9 protein-coding genes are annotated in these 7,550 nt (G+C 39.4%); 5 read left to right on the forward strand and 4 right to left on the reverse strand.

Going from position 1 to position 7,550, the window contains the following annotated elements:
• Positions 1-72: 72 nt before the first annotated feature.
• Positions 73-246 (reverse strand): hypothetical protein, encoded by a 174-nt coding sequence (locus WAM07_RS03280; RefSeq protein ID WP_422164746.1) that lies wholly within the window; start codon positions 244-246, stop codon positions 73-75.
• Positions 247-367: 121 nt separating this feature from the next.
• Here WAM07_RS03280 and WAM07_RS03285 point away from each other — a divergent pair, with 121 nt between their 5' ends.
• Positions 368-1,273 carry a formate/nitrite transporter family protein gene (locus tag WAM07_RS03285; protein ID WP_422164748.1) on the forward strand — a complete coding sequence of 302 codons (906 nt, stop codon included), beginning with the start codon at positions 368-370 and terminating at the stop codon, positions 1,271-1,273.
• Between the two features lie 72 nt (positions 1,274-1,345).
• Positions 1,346-2,038 carry a Type 1 glutamine amidotransferase-like domain-containing protein gene (locus WAM07_RS03290; protein ID WP_422164750.1) on the forward strand — a complete coding sequence of 231 codons (693 nt, stop codon included), beginning with the start codon at positions 1,346-1,348 and terminating at the stop codon, positions 2,036-2,038.
• Positions 2,039-2,097: 59 nt separating this feature from the next.
• On the opposite strand, the gene WAM07_RS03295 is transcribed toward WAM07_RS03290, so the two are convergent.
• Both WAM07_RS03295 and WAM07_RS03300 read right to left on the reverse strand, forming a co-directional pair.
• Positions 2,098-2,568, reverse strand: coding sequence for a DinB family protein (locus WAM07_RS03295; protein ID WP_422164752.1), 471 nt, complete (start codon positions 2,566-2,568; stop codon positions 2,098-2,100).
• A gap of 128 nt (positions 2,569-2,696) precedes the next feature.
• Complete coding sequence (locus WAM07_RS03300; protein ID WP_422164754.1) at positions 2,697-3,725, reverse strand: AimR family lysis-lysogeny pheromone receptor; 1,029 nt, start codon at positions 3,723-3,725, stop codon at positions 2,697-2,699.
• Between the two features lie 176 nt (positions 3,726-3,901).
• On the opposite strand from WAM07_RS03300, the gene WAM07_RS03305 reads away from it, so the two are divergent.
• Positions 3,902-4,666: a MerR family transcriptional regulator gene (locus WAM07_RS03305; protein WP_422164756.1), complete on the forward strand. Its 765-nt coding sequence runs from the start codon at positions 3,902-3,904 to the stop codon at positions 4,664-4,666.
• A 46-nt stretch (positions 4,667-4,712) separates the two neighbouring features.
• On the opposite strand, the gene WAM07_RS03310 is transcribed toward WAM07_RS03305, so the two are convergent.
• Complete coding sequence (locus tag WAM07_RS03310; RefSeq protein WP_422164758.1) at positions 4,713-5,768, reverse strand: class I SAM-dependent methyltransferase; 1,056 nt, start codon at positions 5,766-5,768, stop codon at positions 4,713-4,715.
• Positions 5,769-6,034: 266 nt separating this feature from the next.
• Between WAM07_RS03310 and WAM07_RS03315 the strand changes: the two genes are divergently transcribed.
• Both WAM07_RS03315 and WAM07_RS03320 read left to right on the forward strand, forming a co-directional pair.
• Entirely contained in the window at positions 6,035-6,802 is a 768-nt protein-coding gene (locus WAM07_RS03315) for a LysM peptidoglycan-binding domain-containing protein (protein ID WP_422164760.1), read from the forward strand.
• Positions 6,803-7,029: 227 nt separating this feature from the next.
• Positions 7,030-7,550: LysM peptidoglycan-binding domain-containing protein (locus WAM07_RS03320; protein WP_422164762.1), on the forward strand; the 521-nt coding region annotated here is incomplete at its 3' end.

The raw sequence follows: 7,550 nt of genomic DNA on the forward strand, positions 1-7,550 counted from the left end.
AAGCGGTGGATCGATATGTGATGTAGCTTTGCTCATGCAAAAAGCGCTGAATTTACCAGCGCTTTTTTTCAGTTAATCCAGGTATCGATTCATTTCATCAACGTTGGCGGGCTCTCTATTATAAACGGATCCCTCTTGAGACATAAAACCACTGCCTCCGCAGATTTTACACGTATATCTCCACTCTTCATCATCCATTAGCAAACCTTCTCCACCACACGCGAGACAAACTTGATCTTTCGGCATATCCATGCTCCTTTGCAAAATTAGGATTTAACCTTAATGTGTACCACTAAGATAAAAGTTATTCGGAGTAGGATTATTGCGAGGAGATAATGGGAATAGCAGAATCATTGGAGGGATACATGTGGGAAATAATTACAATAGGCTAGAAGAAGAACATGAGACTAAAGAAACAGACAATTCTTCCAATGGCAAAATTGATCGGCCCGGCCGGCAGTTTTATATTCCATCTCAAATTGTAGATGAGTTCGGGGAAAAAGGCCGGGACCATTTAAATAAACCATTTAGAGCCCAATTTTTACTTGCGATCACAGCAGGGTCGTTTATGACATTCGGGGCAATATTTTCAGTTTTGCTTGCTATCGGTGTAGAGACTCAGGGGGTATATAATCTGCTATCCGGTTTGGGGTTTGCTGCCGGTTATGCGATGGTGTTTATTTCCGGTTCCGTACTATTTACAGAAATTAACGTACTGCTTCCCTCTTATCTTTTTAATAAAGCAGGCTTAATGAAAGCAAATATCTATAAATTCTGGGCATCTACTTATATTGGGAATATCCTTGGTGCAGTTATGGTGGCAGTTCTGATACAAATGTCTGCGTCATTATCAGATCCATTCTACACTGAACTTTCGATGTATTTAGATAAGAAGATGAAGTTTATGGATCATGGAATCAAAGGTTGGTTTGAAATCTTAGTTTCAGGTATTATAGCCAACTGGCTGATTGGAATGGCAGCCTTTCTAACTACGGCAGCCCGTGATATTACAGGTAAGTTTCTGGGAACCATGCTTCCGGTTATATTATTCGTAGCCGGTAACTTCCAGCACAGTGCTGCCAATATGGGGTACTTTAGTATGGGTATATTATATTCTGATAAGTATGAATGGTATGAATACATCTTCTTCAATCTTATACCAGCAAGTATAGGTAACCTGATTGGCGGCGGAATTCTCGTTTCGCTATTGTTCTCATACGCTTACAAAGAAGACATTCAGACATCCTTAGGAAAACCAAAAACAAGAAAATAATGATATCAACACCTCAGGTCATCCATAATTTGGATGGCCTGAGGTGGATAAAAGGTGAAGGAGGTTGGGGAGTTGAGGCAAATCATTGCTATGGGCGGTGGAGGATTTTCTATGGAAGATGATAATCCTGGACTTGACCAATACATATTAAGACAGTCAGATGCAGATAAGCCTTCCATTTGCTTTATCCCTACAGCAAGTGGAGATGGAGATGAGTATATTGAAAAGTTTTACCGTTTTTTTGAGAAAGAGGATTGTAACCCAAGTCATTTGTCATTATTTAATCCTCCCCATAACCTGAGGGATTTTGTATTAGACAAAGATATTCTTTACGTCGGCGGGGGTTCGACTAAAAATATGCTGGCGCTGTGGAAAGAGTGGGGACTAGAACAAATCATCAGAGAAGCATGGGAACAAGGAACTGTTCTCGCGGGATTGAGTGCAGGAGCTATCTGCTGGTTTCAACAAGGATTGACGGACTCTTATGGCGACAAACTAAGGCCGATTGATTGTCTGGGGATTGTTGAAGGGAGCTGCTGTCCCCATTATGACGGAGAAGTCAACCGTCGTAAGGTTTATACAGAGTTTATTGCAAATGAAGAAATAAAACCGGGTTACGCTCTGGATGATGGAGCAGCACTTCATATCGTGGAAGCAGAAATACTTAAAGCAATTAGTTCCAGAAGAAGTGCGCAAGCCTACTACGTTTACCATAAAGACGGAACAATTGTAGAAGAAAAGATTCCGATTACTTATTTAACCTAAAAAAAACCACCTCAGGTCATCCAGATTATGGATGACCTGAGGTGGTTTTTTGTCTAACTTTATTCAAATAATAGGATTTCGGGATCTTTACGATAGGAGTGGACGAGCATCGCGTGAAGTTGTCCTCGATGATGGTACATATGGGCAACGATTTGAAGAAGCCATTCATACCGGGTATAAGTTACTCCCCACCATGAGACGGTTTCCGTATGAAGGTCCTCCTCCGTATAATTCTCATATTGTGTTTTAAGTTGAGAAAAATGGTCGAATAACCTTTCAAGAATCTCTTCTTTTGATTGTAATGAAGAGGATTGATAGAGGGCTTTCATTTCCTCTTCAGATGCCTTCTCAGCAATTTTTCCATCTGCTGCCGGAATGATCGAAAGGTGTTCCAATAGTTCTCCGATTGAATATTTCTCTTCAGTCGGCCGTAAAGCGAGTTCTTCCTCGGTTAATTGTCCAACTATTTCAGAAATAGAAGCAATGACTACTTCTAATTGATGAAAGGCACTTTGACAATACATATTCATATTATCCAACCTCTTTTGCAAATTTATTGTAACTTCATTTATTCTACACTATTCTAATAAAGTCCTTTAAAGGAAAAATAGTCTATATTTTTCTGTTCCATAAAAAAGAAGCTGTCTGCATTCAGCTTCTATACGACTTTAAGCACCCGTTTCATATAATAATCTGGTAACTGAGCAAAGAAAAGATCGTTGTATTCATTAATAAATCTGTTTTTCGCTTTACGCAAAAGCTGTAAATTCCTCTCCGCCAAACCTAGGTAAGCCTGTTGGAAAGGAGTTAAAGAGGGTAATGTGGAAAGGATATCAATAGCTTCCTTTCGTTGACCGCGTGAAAGTAGTAAATGAGCATTTTCGGTTGGATCATTGGAAGTAATATGTTCAGACTTCTGATGAAACGCAGCAATAAAAGGAATGGTATGATCACGGGTTACTTGAGACGCATGGGAATAACCATTAGTTTCGGCTATATTTATCGTCTTTTCGGCATAATCCATAGCTGCGTCGTAATTTTCAAAGCTATAGCATAATGCGAGGTTGTGATGCATCATTATTTGTTTTCTTGGAGCAAGTCCGGCATTTATATACTTGTAGGCAAACTTCCTTGCCAGGACTAAATGATTGGCTTTCCAATAATGTTGGAACGTGAGTTCATCGAAACGCAGCTTCATATAATAGTGAAACAGTGGCTCATTGATGGTAAATAAAGCGGTTTGAATTTCCTCAGTAAACTTATCCATTCCTGCATATTTCTTTATATCATAATGTGCATAAACAAGAAGGAAAAGATGAAGGCACTTAAGAGAAGGGTGTTCGAAACAAAGCTCTTCAATGGACTTAATATCGTTAGTACTTAAAGGCCGTTTTTTCCTATCCAGAATTATGCGATAGAGCTTTACAATGTCTTCGTGCATATAATTTTCATTTAGGTGCCATTCGAGTTCATCGAAAAAATCATTCATATATAGGAATTCCGTTAATGCTAATTGATCTTCTAACTTAGAAGGCCTGGAGCGTTGACAGAAGAACCTGGTGAACTCTGTTGCTTCTATACTGTTTCTTTCTTTCAAATAATCATAATAAACCTGATAAACCGGGGACGTATGGTGAATGTGGATGCTATTTAATTTAGCTGGTTCAATTACCTTGTGGATGTGCATGAATCCCCCGCCCTCATTTGTTTATTTACTTTATTATAGCTTTTTTTTAACCTTACTCAAAGTTTTGTGCCCGGATGATGGAAAATAGGTGCTATGCATTTTTTCCAAAAATATATAAATAAACCATTGACCCTCACGTTGCGTCATACCATAGACTTTGAATTGAGGTGATCCCCATGTATAAAGTTAAGGAGGTAGCAAGGCTAGCAGGCATTAGTGTACGTACCCTTCATCACTATCATGATATTGGTCTTTTGAGCCCTTCAGAAGTGAAGTCGAATGGCTATCGTTATTATAGTGAAAAAGAAATAACGCGACTTCAGCAAATTCTTTTTTTTAGAGAGATGGACTTTTCATTATCTAAAATCCAAGAAATTTTAGACGCTCCTGATTTTGATCAGGAAAAGGCTTTGCATCGCCATAAGAAAATCCTATTAGAGAAAAGTAGACGTCTGGAACGAATCATTTTATCCGTGGAACAGACACTCCAATCATTGAAAGGAGGAAACCAAATGACCAACCATGACCGTTTTCAACCATTTGATAAAAGTCAAATTGAACAACATGAGAAAATGTATGAGCAAGAAGTGAAAGAACGCTGGGGAGAAACTGAGGCTTATCAGGAATCTAAAAGAAGAACAAAGGCATACTCGGAAAAGGATTGGATAAACATCCAAGAAGAAGGAGCAGAGATTGACAGGCAAATTATCGGACGTATGGATCAAGGCCCAGATGATTCAGACGTGCAAAGACTTATAGATGAAAAGCGAAAGCATATATCAAAGTACTTCTATGATTGTCAGCTGGATATATTTAGAGGCCTTGCAGATATGTATGTAAGTGATCCAAGGTTCGCGAAGAATTTCGATCAATTGCAGCCTGGTTATGCAGAATTTTTAGGGAAAGCGATGGACATTTACTGCAATAGGATGGAAGATTAAACACCAAAAGGGACTAGTTAATAGTCCCTTTTGGTGTTGGTATGGACTAACGAGGCTGACAGACTAGTCCGTTATGCACTTTAATATACCCGTGTCTTAAAATATCAAAGCCGTTTTCATACATATACAATCCCATCTGCTCTACTGTCATAAGTTCACGATACGTATGATTCATCACATCCGCCATAATACGATAGTATAAGCGTGACCGAACTTGATTTCTAGGGGTCGTCATAATAGCATAACCCCCCGGCTTAAGGAATCGTCGGTGCCAGTCAGCCACCTCATGTTTATATTCATCGGGAAAGTGTTCCAGTAATCCAACAGAAAGCACGATGTCAAACTCCTTATTAAAATCAAGGTTACGAACATCTTCGACGATATATTCTATGTTTAAGTCATCTTTGTAATAGACAGCAGGGTGTCCTGTGCGTGGGTTCTCACCTAAAAAAGGATAGCCGTCCGGGAAATCTTTAAATCTAGTTGTCTTACAGAACTCGTCATAATCTACCATCACAATTTCTGCCCCGGGATACATCGCTCCAAGTTGCATGGCTTCATAACCTTCAGCGGCTCCTAAAAATAATATGCGAGGCCTGGTTAAATGAAGTCCTTCAAATAGCGCACGTTTCCCTCTGGGGTCCCAAATTCCATCTTGAACGCGATGAATGTAATTCCAAAGTTGAAGTTGGATGACTTGTCCAAGAGCTTGCTTAACTTCCGCAGGTTTAAAAGTACTGAGACTTTTTAGGAAATGATGTTTAGAATTCCCTATCTCCTTCGGGACATCTTTAATAAACCATTCATGAAAGGATTTGTTAAATAACGTCCAGGAAGTGTGGGGGTCCATGTCTCGATTGTTTTTTGCCTCCCAATCCTGTTTTTCTTTAGCGGAAGCCTCCACTTCATAAGGTTTGCCTACATCATTCCAGGACAATTGTGACCAGTCCCTGACCGTATTTAAAGTTACAAACTTATTATAGTCTTTCTCAGAGACTTGACGTAGATCGGTACGATACTGACGATGAAGATGAGTAGTCCCGATATCTTGTTCAGAATAGGGTTTTGTGTGGTTCTGTGCACATAACTTTTCTTGTAACATGAAACCCCGCCTTTTTCAGAATAGTTTTATTTATTATAAACAATAATGATAGCGCTTACAAGATTTGGTTATTCAACCCTATTGTGACAAGGTATTTCGCCAAAATAACTGGAATTATTACAACAATGTAAAAAGAGTGTAATATTTGATATATAATTGTTGTCGTCCTGTTATTGTTGTTTGCCTCCGAGATGGGTAAAGTTAGAGTTGTTATTTTAGACAGAGATAAAAAAATAATTCGACTGTTAACTAGGGAGGCATTAATTATGAAAAAAACATTATTTTCAATAGCAGCGATCTTAATGATTATGGCATCTACAACAATTACAGCTAGCGCACAGGAAACTGTGGTTGATAGAGGAGATACACTTTGGGGCATTGGTCAAGAATATGGGGTGTCTGTTGAAGACATTAAAGATATCAACGGTCTATCTTCCGACTTGATCCATCCTGGACAAACTATTCAAATCAGTGAAGAAAGCAACGATTCAAATGAATCAACTTCAAGTGACGAACTATACACAGTTAATTCTGGAGACACTCTATGGGGTATCGGTCAGGATTATTCAGTAAAAGTAGATTCATTGAAATCCTGGAACGATCTATCTTCCGATCTTATTCATCCTGGACAAGAATTAGTTGTTGAAGGAAATCAAGCTGCTTCTACAGATAATGAACCAGTAGAGGAAGAAGAAGCGAAAGAAGAAACTTCTGAATCAAATGAAACTTCTGGTGATGATGTGGCTAAAACACTAACAATGGAAGCTACTGCTTACACGGCATTCTGTGAAGGGTGCTCCGGTACTACTTACACGGGTATCGACCTAAGAGCGAACCCGGACCGTAAAGTTATCGCTGTGGATCCTGACGTTATTCCATTAGGTTCTGAAGTTTACGTTGAAGGATATGGTAAAGCTGTTGCAGGAGATATTGGCGGCGCTATTCAGAATGACCGCATTGACGTCTTCATTCCAGACCAGGGCGACGCTTTTGATTTTGGGCGTAAAGATGTAGAAGTAACCGTATACGAATAAGGATGACTTCCCAACTGGATAATTTAAAAACGATGTCCTATTCTATTAGGCATCGTTTTTTCTTTTTCATTAATCAGGAAAATATTACATGTGTATGAAGGAAATGTAATATCTGAAAACTGATTGTTGTCATCCTGTTATTGAGATAAAACGATGAGGTGTTAAGGTAGGAGATGTGATTTTAAACAGAGGCGATCATCTGTTTAGCAAATAAGGAGGCAATTACCATGAAAAAATCAATTCTTTCAATAGCAGCAACTTTTGCAATTATAGGTACAACAACCATTACCGCAAGTGCAAGTGAAGTAGTCGTAGATAAAGGAGACACCCTTTGGGGCATTGGCCAGGAAAAAGGAGTTTCCGTGGAACAGCTTAAAGACGCAAACGATTTATCATCTAACCTGATCTTCCCGGATCAGACTCTTACAATTAACGGTGAAACAGACGATCAAGCAGAAGAAAACACCGAAGAACAGTCAGAAGCTAATGAAGTCCAAGCTTCTGGGTCTGACGATTCTTCTGGTGAAGAGGTAGCCAAAACGTTGACGATGGAAGCTACCGCATATACGGCATTCTGTGAAGGGTGCTCTGGTACTACCTATACAGGCATCGACCTACGAGCGAACCCGGACCGTAAAGTTATCGCTGTGGATCCTGACGTTATTCCACTAGGTTCTGAAGTTTACGTTGAAGGATATGGTAAAGCTGTTGCAGGAGATATCGGCGGCGCTATTCAAAATGACCGCAT

The sequence above is a fragment of the Halobacillus sp. genome (genome assembly GCF_049282395.1).
Taxonomy (GTDB): Bacteria; Bacillota; Bacilli; order Bacillales; family Halobacillaceae; genus Halobacillus.